General features: G+C 42.7%; 13 protein-coding genes. 9 read left to right on the forward strand and 4 right to left on the reverse strand.

Translation table 11 applies throughout. The annotated features are described in order from the left end of the window. Nucleotides 1-135 precede the first annotated feature (135 nt). From ACWGOO_RS05435 to ACWGOO_RS05445, 3 genes are all read left to right on the forward strand, one after another. Entirely contained in the window at nt 136-765 is a 630-nt protein-coding gene (locus ACWGOO_RS05435; RefSeq protein WP_452482039.1) for a ComEA family DNA-binding protein, read from the forward strand. Nucleotides 766-851: 86 nt separating this feature from the next. After that, nucleotides 852-1,370 carry a deoxycytidylate deaminase gene (locus tag ACWGOO_RS05440; RefSeq protein ID WP_452481777.1) on the forward strand — a complete coding sequence of 173 codons (519 nt, stop codon included), beginning with the start codon at nt 852-854 and terminating at the stop codon, nt 1,368-1,370. A gap of 227 nt (nt 1,371-1,597) precedes the next feature. Continuing rightward, nucleotides 1,598-4,234 carry a ComEC/Rec2 family competence protein gene (locus ACWGOO_RS05445; RefSeq protein ID WP_452481778.1) on the forward strand — a complete coding sequence of 879 codons (2,637 nt, stop codon included), beginning with the start codon at nt 1,598-1,600 and terminating at the stop codon, nt 4,232-4,234. Nucleotides 4,235-4,341: 107 nt separating this feature from the next. Here ACWGOO_RS05445 and ACWGOO_RS05450 read toward each other — a convergent pair whose 3' ends face one another. From ACWGOO_RS05450 to ACWGOO_RS05465, 4 genes are read right to left on the reverse strand one after another with little or no spacing between them, the layout of a single operon-like run. Further along, complete coding sequence (locus tag ACWGOO_RS05450; RefSeq protein ID WP_452481779.1) at nt 4,342-5,454, reverse strand: ABC transporter permease; 1,113 nt, start codon at nt 5,452-5,454, stop codon at nt 4,342-4,344. A gap of 26 nt (nt 5,455-5,480) precedes the next feature. Next, nucleotides 5,481-6,614 (reverse strand): ABC transporter permease, encoded by a 1,134-nt coding sequence (locus ACWGOO_RS05455; protein ID WP_452481780.1) that lies wholly within the window; start codon nt 6,612-6,614, stop codon nt 5,481-5,483. Between the two features lie 15 nt (nt 6,615-6,629). Next, complete coding sequence (locus tag ACWGOO_RS05460) at nt 6,630-7,574, reverse strand: ABC transporter ATP-binding protein (protein WP_452481781.1); 945 nt, start codon at nt 7,572-7,574, stop codon at nt 6,630-6,632. A gap of 60 nt (nt 7,575-7,634) precedes the next feature. Further along, a complete protein-coding gene (locus ACWGOO_RS05465; protein WP_452481782.1) occupies nt 7,635-8,225 on the reverse strand; it encodes a TetR/AcrR family transcriptional regulator in 591 nt (196 codons plus the stop codon). Between the two features lie 398 nt (nt 8,226-8,623). Here ACWGOO_RS05465 and ACWGOO_RS05470 point away from each other — a divergent pair, with 398 nt between their 5' ends. The 6 genes from ACWGOO_RS05470 to ACWGOO_RS05495 all read left to right on the forward strand — a co-directional run bounded on the left by ACWGOO_RS05470 (nt 8,624) and on the right by ACWGOO_RS05495 (nt 14,612). After that, entirely contained in the window at nt 8,624-9,031 is a 408-nt protein-coding gene (locus tag ACWGOO_RS05470) for a cupin domain-containing protein (RefSeq protein WP_452481783.1), read from the forward strand. 36 nt (nt 9,032-9,067) lie between these two features. Further along, nucleotides 9,068-10,099 (forward strand): methyltransferase, encoded by a 1,032-nt coding sequence (locus ACWGOO_RS05475; protein ID WP_452481784.1) that lies wholly within the window; start codon nt 9,068-9,070, stop codon nt 10,097-10,099. 115 nt (nt 10,100-10,214) lie between these two features. Then, nucleotides 10,215-11,045, forward strand: a complete 831-nt coding sequence (locus ACWGOO_RS05480; RefSeq protein WP_452481785.1) for a cyclase family protein — start codon at nt 10,215-10,217, stop codon at nt 11,043-11,045. Between the two features lie 42 nt (nt 11,046-11,087). Continuing rightward, nucleotides 11,088-12,098 carry a methyltransferase family protein gene (locus ACWGOO_RS05485; RefSeq protein WP_452481786.1) on the forward strand — a complete coding sequence of 337 codons (1,011 nt, stop codon included), beginning with the start codon at nt 11,088-11,090 and terminating at the stop codon, nt 12,096-12,098. Between the two features lie 4 nt (nt 12,099-12,102). Continuing rightward, on the forward strand, nt 12,103-13,383 hold the full coding sequence (locus tag ACWGOO_RS05490) for a beta-ketoacyl-[acyl-carrier-protein] synthase family protein (RefSeq protein ID WP_452481787.1): 1,281 nt from the start codon (nt 12,103-12,105) through the stop codon (nt 13,381-13,383). Further along, on the forward strand, nt 13,380-14,612 hold the full coding sequence (locus ACWGOO_RS05495) for a beta-ketoacyl-[acyl-carrier-protein] synthase family protein (RefSeq protein ID WP_452481788.1): 1,233 nt from the start codon (nt 13,380-13,382) through the stop codon (nt 14,610-14,612). The genes ACWGOO_RS05490 and ACWGOO_RS05495 overlap by 4 nt, the downstream gene beginning before the upstream one ends. The last annotated feature ends 18 nt before the right edge of the window (nt 14,613-14,630 follow it).

The raw sequence follows: 14,630 nt of genomic DNA on the forward strand, positions 1-14,630 counted from the left end.
CACAGCGAGACCGTATGGAGGTTGTTTACATCCTCCGGTTAACGGGAATAGGACAGGCTTGCTCTGTTCGATTGAGACGCTGTATTGAGTGGCTCACTTTCCTTAAATCTATGTGTAGAAGGGGACGAAATGGAAATGAACCGCGTATGGACTGGAACGGCAATAGTGCTTTCCCTAATCGGCAGTGGGCTTATTCTGTTTGCTGGTGGGCAGCGTCCAGAGCCGGAAGAAGAGTGGCAGTTGCTTAATCGTAAGGTGGAGCAGGCTTTAGTAGTAGAGCCAGATCAAAATGAGTCGCGGAGCAATAGCGGCCAGACTCAAGGAAAGCGTGTTGTAACGGAAGCCTCAGGCAAAGCTGAACGCAGTTCGGATGGCGAAGGGGCTGGCAATGTGAAGCGTGATGCTGTAGAGGATTCTGCTGGTGCATCGGTCGATGGGAATGAAAGCCCCCGTACCTTAAAGCAGTCTGAGGTGATGAATTCTAGTTCCGTTACTGGCGTTGAAAGCTCGAATGCCACGACGAACAGGTCGAATACAGCAGGCGATCCAGTTGCTTCATCTGCTTCCGGCGAAAAAAAGGTAAACATCAACACAGCGACTGCTGCCGAGTTAATGGAACTCCCAGGGGTTGGAGCTAAAAAGGCCGAAGCGATTCTGAACTATCGTAATCAGCACGGGCCGTTCAAACGTGTGAGCGATTTAGATCATGTGAAGGGTATTGGCGCCAAAATGTTGGCGAAAATGAAGCCTTACGTCAGCCTATAATTATATAAGTAGACGATGTGCAGGCTATCCTGGATGGCTTAGCGGATATATTTACGTTGTAACTTGTTTTTACGGGAGAGATGGATATGAGTGCAGATGTACGCAAGGACTGGGACACCTATTTTATGGATATCGCTTATATGGTATCCACCCGTTCGCGCTGCTCGCGGCGTCATGTTGGAGCCGTACTTGTACAAGGCAAAAAGCTTTTGGGCACGGCCTATAATGGTGCACCATCCGGGGTACCCGACTGCTCTGAGGCGGGATGTATGATTTCGGAGGAGTACGAGGTCGTTCATCGCGAGGGGCGGGAGGAAATGGTTAAAAAGCAGCGCTGCATCCGCACGATTCATGCGGAGCAGAACTTGCTGCTGTTCACCGACCGCATTGATCGTGAGGGGTCCTCAGTATATGTGACCGACCAGCCGTGCTGGACGTGTGCCAACATGCTGGCGAACAGCGGCGTTGTGGAGATCGTATACCACCGACCTTACCCAAAGGATTCCGACAAGGTTCGTGGCATGATGGAGCAAAAAGGAATTGCCTTCCGTATGCTGGATAACTATCATCCACCGAAAGAAACGCTGATGGATGTTATGAATTAAAATGCATGAATTAAGACATGGTGAATTAAAGAGTAACCGAGGAAGAACCTCTGACGAATGCTATTTTGTCAGGGGTTCTTTTTTGTTTTGCAGTTTGGACACAGAACAATATTTTGCTACCGGGAGGTGGTTGTATTCAAGCCAAACTTGTTTTAAGCAGACCTATCTTGACCCTTACTGTATGCTGGATTACGGGAAGTGCAGGAGCTTGTTTGTATTCTGGACGTATGCTTCTGTTGCTCTGGGCGGGTGTCACGCTGATTTTTCCTTTTATAGCTCTATTGATGAAAATTCCAGTCCGGCACGTGGTGTTGCTATGGCTTGCCTTGAGCGGGGGAGGATTCCATTGGGCTTGGCATGATACTCATAATGTGAGCCACATTCCCGATGCCCTTCATGTATCGGCTTCCAAGCTGGAAGACATGCCTGTTCAAGCTTCGGGATTTATCACATCCGAAGTGCAGGTAGACGGTGATCGGGCACAGTTTGAGATGAGGATTACTGCAATAAGCAATATAGGAAGCCATTCTCAAAATGACACTTTTCAGGGCGGGGATGAAAAGAGCGAAGCTATTTCTGAACAGGTCATCGTACACATCAAGCTGGCTGCCGTGCAGGAACAGCAACTGGCGGCAGGATGGCAGCGTGGAGATCCAATCCAACTGCGTGGTAGCTTAAAGGCTCCTGCAAAAGCGGGGAACTTTGGCGGTTTTGATTACAATGAATACCTGCATACACAGGAGATTCACTGGCTTTTCAGAGGGAATGGGGCCGTTTCTCTACAGAAGCAGCAAGTTTCGCAGTGGAACCGTTACACCCTGTTCAGGTGGAATGATCAGCTTAGGGAGCAATTAGGGCAACGGATGGAATCAGCATTTGGTTCTCTTCATCACGCAGGATATATGAAAGGACTGGTACTAGGAGTTACGGATGAGCTGGACCCGGCAACGTATAACGAATTTACGCAGCTTGGATTAACGCATATTTTAGCGATATCCGGTATGCATGTGGCGGTATATGCAGCTACACTACTGTATTTGTTCAAGCTATTGCGAGTGAGTCGCGAGACGTCTCTTACGGTCGTGATGGTGCTTATTCCGGCTTATGTACTGCTGACAGGTGCTTCTCCCTCTGTTGTGAGGGCTGGAATTATGGCTATGATCGGCCTGTTTGCAGCCAGACGGGGAATGCTCAAGGACGGACTTAGCATTTTGAGTGTGTCCGCGTTATTGATGCTGCTTTGGAATCCGTATTACCTGCTTAGTGTCAGTTTTCAGCTTTCTTTTCTGGTAACAGCCGGGCTGCTCATTTACATGCCGCTGATGAAGCCGTTTTTCGCCAAATGGCCTCTTCTGATCGGCGGCGAAATTGCGATTACGATTACAGCGCAGCTTGTTTCGTTTCCGATGACGGTCTTCTACTTTAATCAATTCTCGCTGCTATCGTTCGTGGCTAATTTTATGCTCGTTCCACTCATTACTTATATCGTGCTTCCACTGGGTACGGTGGCGATGGGAATCGCCTTTCTATGGGAGGACGGGGCCCGTATCCTTGCATGGCCAGCAGAGCAGCTGAACAAACTGACCTTTTGGCTTGTAAAATGGATGAACGTGGATGACGCTTATGTGAGTATTTGGCCATCTTCCTCTATTCTGTGGGTCATAGCGTATTATGCTGCTTTGTACAGTATTCTGTACTGGCTCAAAACATGGATGATATCTCGAAGGCGAACAGATGAATCTTTGGGCTTGGGGACAGCTCCCATGCCATCGCCCATACATACAGGATTAGCGGCATCTGCGGAGTGGGCAGCTATATTGCAGACGGAGCGTGAGCCTGAAGGAGCAGGCAAATATGCACGTCGACAGTGGAATGGTTATAGTCATTTGACGCTTGTTTTAAGCGGTATTGCCTGGCTTGGCATCCTGTGTATAGGTTACGTAACTCCAGGTGGAGGGAATACGGGAACGGTTCAATACCTGGATGTGGGCCAAGGTGACAGCATTTTAATTACAACGCCGGGCGGTAAACATATTTTGGTGGATGGCGGGGGCACGATGGATTTTACGACAGGAAAAAATGCTTGGCGTAAGCGAAAAGACCCCTACGAGGTAGGTGAAGATACGATTGTACCCTTGTTGAAGCAGCGCGGTGTACATCGGCTGGATGCTGTCATTTTAACGCATGGAGATCATGACCACGCCGGGGGATTGCAGGCCGTGCTTGACCAGATTCCAGTATCGGCCTTGGTTTTTAACGGCACCCTGGCAGACAAGGCACCTTTCCGCAAGCTGTTGAACACGGCTGTAAACAAGCAGGTCAAGTTGTACGGTGCGCATTATGGTATGGAGTGGAGACCGGATCAGGATACGAAAATCCACTTTATTCATCCGCTTCCGTTGCAGGAGGACGAAACCGGAAGTTTGCCCGTTGTGAAGGAACAAAATCATTATTCCGTTGCAATGATATTGGAGATGGAGGGGGCTTCCTTTTTATTCACAGGAGATATGGATGATGCAGCAGAATCGCTGTTGCTCTCCGAGTTAACTCATTCTTCATCCCATACCGAAGCAAAGGGGGAAACGGTGGCTGTAAGGCAAGCTGTAGACGTCATGAAAATAGCACATCACGGTAGCAAGCACTCCACCTCGGAAGAATGGTTATCCTACTGGCGACCGAAGGTATCCGTCATTTCAGTCGGAACGAGCAATACATATGGACACCCGAATGAAGCGGTATTGGATCGTTTATCGACGGTGGGTTCTGCTATATATCGAACAGATACGATGGGAGAGGTGCAAATCCGTGTGCAGCAAGGAAAATTGAGCGTGCGACACAAACTAGGGCGCATGGGAACAAAATGAGTTTACAATTAGAAAAAGAGAGTTATGTGCGGAAAGTTGAATTGAACCCACTCACCCGCTGGATTGTGTTTTAGTTGGATGAGTGGGCTTCCTTATGCACTGCCTAGCTATTGGCCGCCGGATAATTGTTTTCGAGCTGTCAATTTGTAGGTTACTGGAATGAGAAGAATGCCGAGTAATGTAACCAAAAGAATAATCGTGACCTGCCAGGCTGTAAATCTGTCAGTAAAACCATGAAGGACCGGATTAAACCATTCAAATATTCTTGAAAAAATCCAATACTTTGAGAAGATCTGGGCACCTTCAGGCAATACGCTAACACCGGCAAATCCTCCAGTACCGAAAAAGGTCGCAATGGAAGTTACAATGATTACAGGCTGAAGTACTCGATAATTCTTTAAAAGATAGGCAATAAACAAACCGATGCTTGCACAGAACATCATGACAGGAATCATCATGCCATAAATCATAAGCAGGTTCAGTACATGAAACTCCATTTTAAAAGCAAAAAACGCTAAAAGCAAAGATGGAATTGAGCAAACGGTAGCTGCAATTACTGCAGTAATGATATTACCGATTCCCGCTGACCAGAGGGGTAAGGGAGTGAGTAATATTTCTTTTTTCGTCCGATTTTCACGTTCAAATGCAAACAAGTTGGCGGCAATAATTACTGCTCCTAAAAAGAGAGAGAGCAGCAAGCAACTCCCTGCGATATATGATACCCTCCATATATCTTTTGGTTTATCTGTTATTAGATTAGGAATGATCTGAAGCTTTTGTGATTGTTTTAATTCGTCCAAAATACTATGCTCAAGTCGTAATCTCACGTTTTTCATCATATCGCTGTTAATATTAAATGTTTCGATGTAGACGGTTCTGGATTGATCATAGTCTTTTGGAATCCGTATTAAAAGCTGCAGGCGTCCTTCCCTAACAGACTCTCTTGCTTTTTCTAGTTTGGTTTCAACTACATTATAATAAGGAGTGATATTGGAATGACTGCTTTTAATGCTTTTGACAAGAGTTTGTGACTCAGCATTATAAGATTCATCAATCAGCCCCACGGGCCACTGATCCCCTCCTGCGCCCATAATAACGGCAGTCAAGAACATTAAGATAATTGGAAGCAGTACAGGAGCGACCACCAGTTGCTTTTGTCTGCTTAATATTTTCAAATTACGCGTGTGGATACCCCAGATAGCTTGGATGTGTAATTTCATGTTTTCACCTCATTTAAAATCTGGATTTACTGTCCTTGCGAAAACGAAAGGTTTTTCTTTAATTTCCAAATAGAGGCCCAACTGAAAATAAAGATAAAAATCAGTGTGGAAAATAAACCTGTAAACTCATAGGGAGTTCCTGTTTCCAGAAAAGTTCGTCTCATGTTTTCAACAATGTAGGAGACAGGGATCAAATTGGATATTCTCCACAAAGCTTCAATGGCTCCGCCATATGCAAAACCCCGAATGGAAGACTCGTTGCCACAGATCAGATACAGAAAAATACCTGTTATTGCCGATAATGTAATGACAGGCATGGACTTACGCAGCAGAACACCAAGTAGAGCACCGAGTGCCCCTCCGAAGAAGAACAGGATAATGATCCATAACCATAATATCGGGTCCATCTGTAAAATGGGGAAGGAAAGAGTGACGCTCATAATCAATATCACCAACAATACACTAATGATTGTCTGTATAAAGGCCGTAGCCCATTTGCCCGCAACAAGAGGGAAAAAACCAATAGATGTAAGGATGATTTCTTTACTGGTGCGTTCTTCCCATTCTCTGGAGAGTAGTATACCTGTGTTAACCATGGATGAGTAAACCACGGAAAACATAAGCAGACCTATGGAGATGTACAACTTCATGGATACATCTTGTGGAAATTTCCTATACTCTTCTACAATTTTGATTACATTTAATGCATTCATTTCCTGATCATAGAGATAGGTAGCGTGAGATAACCGGATTTGAAAATTTTTAGTTGCGTCTGAATTGATGTTGTGTACATATAAATTCACCTTAGCAGTAGCCTTGGGATCGGCCAGTGTGTTGTCAAAAGCTTTTGGGATTTGTATTAGAGCGGCAGCTTTTCCACTGTTGTACTGATCAAATGCGGTCTTGGCATCGGTTGTTTTGACAATAAAATAGGGACCATCAACAGATTTCATTTCTTCGAGGATATGAATAAGTCGCGAACTATAGGGGCCTGATGATTCCCGGGCGATGACAACCGGATTGGTTGCTGATAGCTGCGTGATGAGTGAGTATAGAAAAACGAAAACAACAGGAACTATGATACCAAGAATAAACAGAGAAGGATTTCTCAGCGTAATTTTTAAGTCTTTTACGATAATCGCTTTGATTCCTTGTAGCATATATAGTCTCCTCTCCTAATTTCTTAACTGTTTACCTGTAAAATGAAGAAAAACGTCATTCAATGAGGGCTCCTTCCATTCGAAGCTATCGATGCCGTTGCTGTCAGCTTCAAAGGCTTGCAGAACGAGCAAAGCCTTTTTCTTATTCGACACCTTTATCGACAATTTGTTATTTTCCAGTACCAAGGCCATCTCTTTACCTAATCGCTCGGATGCATTTTGCGCATCTGATGCATTGGTAAAGTATAGGTCAAGAAGGTTATCAGATACCTGCTCTTTAAGTTCTTTCGGTGTTCCTGACACAATGATCTCACCCCGATCAATAATAATAATACGATCGGCTAATGAGTCTGCTTCCTCCATATAATTTGTTGTCAAAAAGACCGTTTTCCCCTCCGAGGCCAATTCACGTACTTGATCCCAGATGGAATTTCTCGATTGAACATCCACTCCCAACGTAGGTTCATCCAACAAAATTAGCTCAGGTGAGGTAATGAGTGCTCGAGCTAGAGCTAATCGGCGTTGCATACCTCCTGAAAACGTGCCAACCCGGTCATACCGTCTTTCACTCAGGCCGACAAGATTCAGCATGGTCTCGATTTGGACGGACCATTTGCTTTTGTCTACTCCATAATATTGAGCATGGAAATGTAAATTCTCTTGTGCTGTCAAGTCGTTGTACAGTGCTGTTTCCTGGGGGACAACAGATAGCTTTTGTCTTACACTTCGAATCTTTACAGCAGGGTCCATACCGAATACCCTGATTTCTCCCTTAGTTGGCTTCGTTAAACCGTTGACTAAATTAATTGTTGTCGTTTTTCCGGAGCCGTTAGGGCCTAACAGGCAAAATATTTCCCCTTTGTTTACTTCTAGAGTTAAATTTTTCAGAGCATAAAAGCGTTTTTCCTTGTTTTTTTGAGGGTATGACATTTCCACCTGGTTTAATGTAATAATATTCATTTTGATCACCTCGAGTTAAATTTTAATTTATTAAGTACTTAATAAATTATGCTAAAAAAATCAGTTGATCACTCTGAGAAACTGATCAACTGTCATTTTAACATATTCTTCCCTTTGATTTTCGAATGAATTAAACCTGTCGTAAAGTAAAAAATACATGACCAAAGTAATTTGGATATTTTTTACCGCTGCTCTAACATAATGCTCATCTATGTATACTCTGTCTTTAACCAGAGTATACAGGGGTTCCAATCCTTGTTCAATAATCTTCATCAGATGTCCGCGAATTTCGGGATTGCGTTGAGCCTCTCCAAAGAACATAACAATAAGTTCTTCTTTGCTCTTAAGCATATTGAGGAGTTGAAGAAAGTAACGGTTTAACAATACTTTCAATGGTGTTTCATCAGATGATTGCATAGACATAAATTTCAGATCGTGATTAAGTGTGTGCTTATCAATAACAGCCCATAATAATTCTTCTTTCGAACTGAAATAATGATAAATTAGTCCATCAGTTATTCCGGCCTCCTTAGCAATATCTTTAGTCGTGCTTGCAACAAAACCTTTACTCGAAAATACTTTCAACGCAGAATCAATTAGTCTGTTCTTGGTCTCAAATGCCTTTTGTTGTCTCAAGTTATTTTTAGTCATTATGCCTCGCTCATCTTTTACTTAGTGAATACTTAATTAAATTATCAAAAATCAAATCATCTGTCAAATAATTTTAGTTTTAATACAAAAAAGGTGGAGAGAGGTAAAAAGGAATGCTTAAACGCAATTATATTTTACTTTATATTTTACTTTAAATTTTAATTTTGTATAAAAATATTAATTCGACAAAATATTACTTTATTCTCCGTATACAAACGAAAAGGTTTTCAATATAATTAATTAAGTACTTAGTAATTTAATTGAATTTTAAATTAAAAGGAGGTGCATACATATTGCAACAAAATTATGCATTATATTTTAATATTTAGAAATTTGAGGATGGTGTATATCAACAGTTTTGCATCTTTATAAAAAACACTCTATGGAGGTATAAAACGATGATCCAGAGAAACGCCTACGCAATTGAAAGTGATATTGTCAGAGAGCCCGGAGCAAAGCAAGCTACACTCAGACGGCTAATTGATACTCCGGATGGTGCTGACAGATTTGTGATGACCTTATTTACATTGTCTCCCAATGGTTCAACACCTCCCCACTATCATGATTGGGAGCATGAGATTTTTGTTGTAAAAGGTTCTATGGCTTTAGAATTACCTAAAGAAAATCGTAGTGTCCAACTCAGTGGAGGAGATGTTATATTTATTCCTCGTAATGAACCACATGCATTTAAAACATTGAAAGATGAAGAATGTGAATTTTTGGTTGTAGCTCCGACGGAACGTCCTACTATTCACAATTATTTCCTTAGCAACGATCCTTACGAATATACGGAAAAAGTAAAATAGAATTTTATCTTAATATGCTCAAGGAGGTATTTTATTTTGAAAACAGTCACAAAACCTAATGTGGGAGCGGATGCTTCACACATACATTCTTTAATGACAGCTTATTTATCTTCCAAAGCGCTCTTCATGGGCTTAGAATTTGGGATTTTTGACCTTCTGGATAATAATACTCTCACTGTCACAGAAATTTCGCAGGAGCTTACTTTAGAAGAAAGACCTGTCCGTATTATATTAAAAGCTTGTATAGGAAACGGATTAATCGAACAAAAAAATGGATACTTTTCGAACACATACATCAGTAAACGATATCTGGTTCAATCTAGCCCATTTTATATGGGATATCTTGCACTCCACCAAAATCAACACTTTAATAACTTCTCAAAATTATCTGATGCCATCCGTACCAATACATCCATCACCGGGAGAGTACAGAAAAAAGGCTATGCTAATCAAGGAGCAGCCGTCAATGAAAATGATGAGGGAACCAAGCGTTTTGTCAAAGCTCTACACGGCAGCGCTATAGTACAAGCTGAAGCTTTAGCTGATTGCTGTCCTATCCATGAACATCACCTGGTTGACCTCGGTTGCGGCTCGGGGGCTTATTCGATAGCCTTTGCTAAGACCAATCCAGAAATTAGTGTGACAGCGATGGACTACCCGTCAGTACTAGAAGTCGCCAAGGCGCATATTGACGAAGCTAAACTGAGTGGGCACATCCGTTTACATCCCGGAAATTTGTTTGATGACGAGCTGCCTGAAAAGCCAGAAGCGGTACTTATCTCACATGTGCTGGACGGATACGGTCAGGAAGAAGCCAGAAAATTGTTAGAAAGAGTGTACGATTATCTTCCAACTGGTGGACGTCTGCTGCTGCACACCCATTGTGCTGAAAGAGCGACAGCTCCATATCCTTACCTGTTTAGTCTTATTTTGATGGCCAATACGGCTGCAGGTGAGGTGCATGATGAAGCTGTATTACTTAATTGGATACATGAATTGGGTTTTACAGATATTCAAGTCAAGCAAGTCTCTCCAATTTCCTCATTATTTGTGTGCATTAAATCTTGATTTTATAGGGAGTCTGTCTTCCTACAATTTGGGGAATCGGGCTCTCTGCACGTATTTAGGTACGAACGCAAACGATCCCCAAATGATTTTACTTTTGTTTGGAGGGAAAACAGACTTGGGCAGAATTATTGATCTCTCGCTTCCGATTGAAGCCAACCCATTTGACAATACATTTTTAAAAATTCAGAAGATAGAACATTCAAGAGGAGGGGGAATTGTATGGAAAAATGTATTTTTTCCCAAAAAGGCGCCGTGGTTCAAAAAAATAAAAAATGTTTGGAAATATTTGAGACACCGCTCAAATTATAACCGGAATAGCTTTCCAGGGGGGATGTTTTTGAGCAATGAGTTCTATACATTGTCTGTACATTGCGGCACGCATTTGGATGCGCCCTATCACTATGGACCTTATTGCGAGGGAAGTGCGTCACTTACAATCGATCAAATTCCACTTGAGTGGTGTTATTCCACAGGAGTGGTTCTTGATATGTCTCACAAAAAGTCTGGAGAGGTCATTACAGAGATTGATGTTAAGAACGCCCTTGAACGTATCTCTTACACCATAAAGCCTTTTGATATTGTTTTAATCCGAACCGATTCCGATAAATTATGGCCAAGCTGTGATTATTTTTCCAGTCATCCGGGTATGAGCAAGGCAGCAACGGTATGGTTAGTAAAACAGGGAGTCAAAATAATTGGAATTGATACAAATGGATTTGATCTTCCTTTTATGCAGATGATTAAAAAGTTTAATACAAGCGGAAATCAGGAAGATTTATGGCCTAACCATATGTACGGCAGAGAGCATGAATATTTGCAGATTGAACGCTTAGCAAATTTGGACAGGCTTCCTGTATATTTCGGCTTCCATGTGTTTTGCTTTCCTATTGCTCTGAGGGGGGCAGGAGCTGGATGGATCAGAGCTGTTGCATATGTAGATTCATAATTAAGTAAATTGAAAGAAAAGGGAAGGGGTGAATAATAATAAATGAAAAATTCGATTTCCCCGATTCAGCATGATATTCAACTTTTTCTGGACGGTCCAGCACCAGCCCAATTGCTTGATATCAATTTTGCATTTACACGAAGTAGAATACTGCACACGGCTCTGGAATTGAACATATTTGAGCACATCCAACAGGGCACCGTTCATTCTGAGGATTTAGCTATAAGTATTGGATGTGTACAAAAAAATTTAGAACGTTTGCTTGGAGCACTTACCGGTATGAATCTTTTGATCGAAAATAATAGGCAATTTAAGCTAACTCCTGTAGTGGAGAAATATTTGTTAGTAGATAGTCCTTGCTATTTGGGGGATCATTTGAATGCTGTGATTGCCCGATGGAACGCTTGGTCGGGACTGACTGAATTAATCCGATCTGATAAGTCCAAGACAGTAAGTGATTCATTTTTTGAAGAGCTATCCAGTAATACATTTCCAATTGCCTTTTCGGCTGCATGGGAGTTTTATAATAATTTCAATGTAATGAGAAATTCGAAGGTTCTTCATGTAAGACCGGGTAGTGGCGAATGGAGTATTGCTATGGCTATTCAGAATCCTACGATCGATGTGACTGCTTTGGGAAAGGCTAAGGCATTGGAATCTATTCAAAAGCGGATACAACAACTGGACTTGATATCGAATTACAGCTTTATAACAGAGGATTTTCCTGAATGGGAGCCTGATGAAAAGCGTTACGATCTCATTGTGTTTAGTCACGTTTTTCGTTTTATAGGTCCGGACAGTACTAAAAGCTGGATAGATAAAGCAAAATCCTGTTTGACGGAGAATGGAATGATCATGCTTATTGATACGATGTTTCAATCGCTTACTTCTTCCGCTATTCCTTCAATGATTGGAATGAGTATGTTGGTGAACACGGAAAATGGAGACGTTCAGTCTGTTGAAGATTATGAAAATTGGTTAAAAGATTGCGGCTTGTCTTCTGTGACTAAATTCAATGCGAATCCTTATCCTACTCTTATTGCAAGGAGATGAAGATATGAGAAGAGTAGCAATTACTGGAGTTGGAGTTATCAGCCCGCTGGGTACGGATAAGAAAACATTTTGGAATAATTTAAAATCGGGCAATTCTAAGGCAAAAACGCTTCGTGATGTAACAAGCAGCGAACTATTCGGAAATCATCCTTTTGTATCCCAAGTCATTATGGAGGTCGATGATTTTAATCCTGATAACTATAGAATACCTCCACATGTAAAAAAAATGGACCGCTATATCCAATTTGCAGTTGCGGCAGCAGAAATGGCAAAGGAAGATGCAAACCTGGATAGAGTCCCCCCTGATAAGCTTGGGATTTCCTTATCCACCGCCATATGTGGAACACGCAAAATGGAAGAACAATTTGTGAAAGTAACTAATTATGGGGTTAATCCCATTAATCCACAGATGGTTGCTAGTGATCTGTATATGGCATCAATGTCCAACACGCCAGCTACTATTATTGCTGGTTTAATTCATGCCGAGGGGCCATGTGTTACGCTTTCGACTGGTTGTATTGGTGGGATGGATGCTATCGGTTATGCTTTCGAGGCCATACGTTATGGAGATATGGATGTGATGATTGCAGGCGCAAGCGAAGCGCCAATCACTCCAATTACAATTGCTTCTTTTGAAATCATTAATTGCCTATCTACCAAGCATAACGATGAACCCATTAAAGCTTCCCGGCCTTTTGACAAGCAGAGGGATGGATTTGTGCTTGGAGAAGGGTGCGGTATACTCGTCCTGGAAGAATGGGAACGTGCTGTTGATCGCGGCGCAAAAATCTATGGAGAGATTACGGGTTTCTCCAATACAAGCAACGGACTTCATATGACGGATCTGGCAAGTGACGGTATTGATCTGACCCGTGCGATTACTCTAGCTTTGGAAGATGCTAATATCAGACCGAATCAAGTTGATTATGTGAGTGCCCATGGTAGTTCGACTCCGCAAAATGATCGCTGTGAAACCAGCGCCATTCATGAGGCATTGCAGACTCATGCCAGAAATGTTCCAGTAAACTCGGCCAAATCCGTGCAAGGGCATCCCTTATCGGCAGCCAGCGCCATTGAGTTAATAGCGTGCTGCTTGAGTTTGGAAAATCATGAGGTTCATCCTACCATTAATCAGGACTTTGCTGATCCGGAATGTGATTTGGATTATGTGAGCGATCAGAGTCGGCATTGGGATGGTGAAGTAATATTGAAGACAGCCAGCGGCTTTTCCGGATTGCATTCCGCTATGATCTTACAAAAAACGACTAAGGGGAGTCAAACATGAGGAGAGTAGCAATTACTGGATTTGGTGCGATTACGCCAGCTGGTATAGGGGTCGAGGCTCTGTGGCAAAAAGTCCACTCGGGGCAATCGTGCATAAATCGGATAACTAGATTCGATTCGTCAAGCTATTTATCAAAAATTGCAGGAGAAAGTATCCAATACAACTCTTTTGATCATCTGCAAAAACGCTTTATCAAAAAAACAGACCGTTTTACTCATTTGGCGATCAGCGCAGCCAATATGGCTCTTACACATTCTGGGCTTATGCTAGATAAGATGGAACCGTCCAGAATAGGACTCATGGTAGGCAATATCCTAGGTGGTTGGGAATTTGCCGAAAGAGAACTCCGCAATTTGTGGACAGAAGGGCTTAAAGCTGTAAGCCCTTACCAAGCAACGGCCTGGTTCCCGGCGGCTCCTCAAGGGAATATTTCGATTCGTTTTGGTATTAAAGGCCGTGCCCGCTCATTTGTTGCTGACCGGGCTAGTGGAGCTGTTGCAATGATTGAAGGAGCCGAAACGATCCGCAGAAATCAAGCGGATGTTGTGCTGGCAGGTGGGACAGAAGCACCATTGTCTCCATACGGTTGGCTATGCCTTCAGACGAGCGGTTATCTGGTTCGTGGTGAGAATATAGAATCTTACCGTCCGTTTGATAGACAGCATAGTGGCTTGGCCGCAGGCGAAGGTAGTTCCTTTGTTATCTTAGAGGAGTGGAATCATGCTATTCAAAGAGGGGCTGAGATTTTCGGAGAAATGAAGGGCTGGTCGATTACAAATGACGCTTATTTCCCTTATAATACCGTTCGCCCAGATGGTAAAGTTTTTGCTAGAGCGATGCAGAACAGCTTGAAAAAAGCAAATATTAAGCCCGAACATGTTGATTGCCTCTTTGCGGATGGTTCGGGGATCCCTTCTGAAGATGCAACAGAAATATACGCTATTCGCGAAGCTTTGGGAGATCAGGCCACACGTGTACCGATTACATCCTCCAAACCGGTTATCGGCCATCTGTTGGGGGCTGCTCCATCGACGGAAGTCATTATTTCACTGCTCTCTATGAAGAATGACTCCGTGCCGCCAATAGCTAATTTAGATCAACCTGCTGCCGGATTCAATAGTATGAATCTCATTTCGAAACAACCGATCTCCAAAGAATTAAAACACTGCTTAATCAACTCAAGAGGCATGGGAGGCATGAATACAAGCATTGTGATTGCTACTGCATAGAAACGAAAAACTAGAGCA

The organism is Paenibacillus sp. NPDC055715, from assembly GCF_053617595.1.

Excerpts from the sequence above, each read along its gene's own strand:
- ACWGOO_RS05465 (WP_452481782.1), bottom strand. The coding sequence starts at position 8,225 with ATGACTAAAAATAACTTGAGACAACAAAAGGCATTTGAGACCAAGAAC.
- ACWGOO_RS05490 (WP_452481787.1), top strand. The coding sequence starts at position 12,103 with ATGAGAAGAGTAGCAATTACTGGAGTTGGAGTTATCAGCCCGCTGGGT.
- ACWGOO_RS05435 (WP_452482039.1), top strand. The coding sequence starts at position 136 with ATGAACCGCGTATGGACTGGAACGGCAATAGTGCTTTCCCTAATCGGC.
- ACWGOO_RS05440 (WP_452481777.1), top strand. The coding sequence starts at position 852 with ATGAGTGCAGATGTACGCAAGGACTGGGACACCTATTTTATGGATATC.
- ACWGOO_RS05495 (WP_452481788.1), top strand. The coding sequence starts at position 13,380 with ATGAGGAGAGTAGCAATTACTGGATTTGGTGCGATTACGCCAGCTGGT.
- ACWGOO_RS05455 (WP_452481780.1), bottom strand. The coding sequence starts at position 6,614 with ATGCTACAAGGAATCAAAGCGATTATCGTAAAAGACTTAAAAATTACG.
- ACWGOO_RS05460 (WP_452481781.1), bottom strand. The coding sequence starts at position 7,574 with ATGAATATTATTACATTAAACCAGGTGGAAATGTCATACCCTCAAAAA.
- ACWGOO_RS05485 (WP_452481786.1), top strand. The coding sequence starts at position 11,088 with ATGAAAAATTCGATTTCCCCGATTCAGCATGATATTCAACTTTTTCTG.
- ACWGOO_RS05450 (WP_452481779.1), bottom strand. The coding sequence starts at position 5,454 with ATGAAATTACACATCCAAGCTATCTGGGGTATCCACACGCGTAATTTG.
- ACWGOO_RS05445 (WP_452481778.1), top strand. The coding sequence starts at position 1,598 with ATGCTTCTGTTGCTCTGGGCGGGTGTCACGCTGATTTTTCCTTTTATA.
- ACWGOO_RS05470 (WP_452481783.1), top strand. The coding sequence starts at position 8,624 with ATGATCCAGAGAAACGCCTACGCAATTGAAAGTGATATTGTCAGAGAG.